Consider the following 2,135-nt stretch of genomic DNA (forward strand, 5'->3'; position numbering starts at 1 on the left):
ACCGCCCTATATGCATGCGGGGCAGTTTTCGTCGCTCGACGAGGTCGTGGCGCATTATGCGAAGGCCGCGCCCAGCGTCGAAGGGGTATCAGAGGTTCACCCGTTGGAGCTTTCAGACCGAGAACGCGCTGCTCTGGTGGCGTTCTTGAAGACGCTTTCGGAGTGATCTACCGGTCCTTCACGGTCTCCATCGCTACAAAGGTCGAGGTCTGGGCGACATGGGGCAGGGCCGAGATGCGCTCGCCGAGGACGCGGCGGTAGGCGGCGATGTCCCTGGTGCGGACTTTCAGCAGATAATCGAAGCTCGACGCCATCATGTGGCACTGTTCGATCTCCGGCACAGCCTGTACGGACCGGTTGAAGGCGTCGAGCGCGGCGGATCTGGTGTCGGACAATTTCACCTGGACGAATGCGACATGGCCTTCGCCCATGCGCTCGCGGTCGACGATCGCCTGGTAGCCTCTGATATAGCCGTCCTTCTCAAGCCGCTTCACCCGCGCCTGCACCGGCGTCTTCGACAGGCCGACCTTTGCGGCCAGTTCTGACATGGAAAGCCGGCCGTCGCTTGCAAGTGCGGCCAGGATATTCCGATCTATGCGGTCCAATTGGTCTTCTGTCATCGAAATCGCAGTCCAAATGTCAATTATATGCCGCTAGGATAGATCGAATGACCTCCAATGTCGATTTCTTTGGACCGGCCGAAATTTTGCACTTGTGCTAGCTTGCGCCATTCGGTCCGGTGACCGCCGGCCCGATCCCCTTTGCTCGATCCACGGGACCGCCATGCCAGCGCTCGATGCCATCCGCCAGCAGATCCGCGCCAACTACCTGCCCGACGAAGACGAGGCCGTGAAGCGGCTTGCCGAGGCGACGGGGCTCTCCGGGAAAGACCGCAAGGCGATCTCGGCTCGCGCCGCCGATCTGGTGCGCGCGGTGCGCGGTTCGTCGGATCCAAGGCTGATGGAAGTCTTCCTCTCCGCTTACGGTCTCTCCACCAAGGAAGGCGTGGCGCTGATGTGCCTGGCCGAGGCGCTGCTGCGCGTGCCCGATACCGAGACGATGGACGACCTCATCGCCGACAAGATCGCGCCGCACGACTGGTCGGCGCATTCGGGCGGTTCGAGCTCCATCTTCGTCAACGCCTCGACCTGGGCGCTGATGCTGACCGGCCGCGTCCTCGACGAAGGCGAGGGCGGCATCGAGGGCACGCTGCGTTCTATGGTGCGGCGGCTGGGCGAGCCGGTCATCCGCAAGGCGGTGGCCGCCGCCATGCGCGAGATGGGCGAGCAGTTCGTGCTCGGCCGCACCATCACTGAAGCCGTCAAGCGCGGCCGGCCTATGACCCAGAAGGGTTATCTCTATTCCTTCGACATGCTGGGCGAGGCGGCCCGCACCGAGGCCGACGCCTTGCGCTATCACAAGGCCTATGCCGACGCGATTTCGTCGCTCGATTCCGGCTCCAACGGTCCTGATATCAGGCAGAACCACGGCATCTCGGTCAAGCTTTCGGCACTGCATCCGCGCTACGAGGTGGCGCAGAAGGAAGAGATGCTGCCTGTGATGGCCGAGCGGCTTTTGTCGCTGGCGCTGGCCGCGCGCCACTCGCGCATGGGTCTCAACATCGATGCCGAGGAGGCCGACCGCCTCGATCTATCGCTCGACGTCATCGAGCGGGTGCTGGCCGAGCCGGAACTTGCCGGCTGGAACGGGTTTGGCGTGGTGGTGCAGGCGTATGGGCCACGCGCGGCCTTCGCCATCGACTGGCTCTATGCGCTGGCCAAGAAATACGACCGCAACATCATGGTTCGGCTGGTCAAGGGCGCCTATTGGGACACCGAGATCAAGCGGGGTCAGACGTTGGGACTCACCGGTTATCCCGTCTTCACCCGCAAGGCCAACACCGACGTCTCCTACATGGCTTGCGCGAAGAAGCTGCTTGGCATGACCGACCGCATCTATCCGCAGTTCGCCACCCACAACGCCCATACCGTCGCCGCCATCCTGTCGATGGCTGATAATAACCGCGATTCCTTCGAGTTCCAGCGCCTGCACGGCATGGGCGAGGCGCTGCACGAGACGGTGCGACGGTCCGAAGGCACGCGCTGCCGGATCTATGCGCCGGTCGGTGCGCATTC

At 63.4% G+C, this 2,135-nt stretch carries 2 protein-coding genes and 1 pseudogene; 2 read left to right on the forward strand and 1 reads right to left on the reverse strand.

Annotated elements, in window-relative coordinates:
* Positions 1-166: pseudogene (locus tag EN991_RS41345) on the forward strand (methylamine utilization protein); the annotation flags it as partial.
* A gap of 1 nt (position 167) precedes the next feature.
* Here the strand turns inward: EN991_RS41345 and EN991_RS33635 are convergent.
* Positions 168-620: an Lrp/AsnC ligand binding domain-containing protein gene (locus EN991_RS33635; RefSeq protein ID WP_013531233.1), complete on the reverse strand. Its 453-nt coding sequence runs from the start codon at positions 618-620 to the stop codon at positions 168-170.
* 163 nt (positions 621-783) lie between these two features.
* On the opposite strand from EN991_RS33635, the gene EN991_RS33640 reads away from it, so the two are divergent.
* On the forward strand, positions 784-2,135 hold a 1,352-nt coding region (locus EN991_RS33640), incomplete at its 3' end, for a proline dehydrogenase family protein (protein ID WP_206519304.1).

It is taken from the genome of Mesorhizobium sp. M7A.F.Ca.US.005.03.2.1, assembly GCF_003997795.1.
GTDB classification, from domain to species: domain Bacteria; phylum Pseudomonadota; class Alphaproteobacteria; order Rhizobiales; family Rhizobiaceae; genus Mesorhizobium; species Mesorhizobium ciceri.

What these genes read in the sequence shown, in the direction of transcription:
- EN991_RS33635 (WP_013531233.1), bottom strand. Translation starts at nt 620, where the DNA reads ATGACAGAAGACCAATTGGACCGCATAGATCGGAATATCCTGGCCGCA.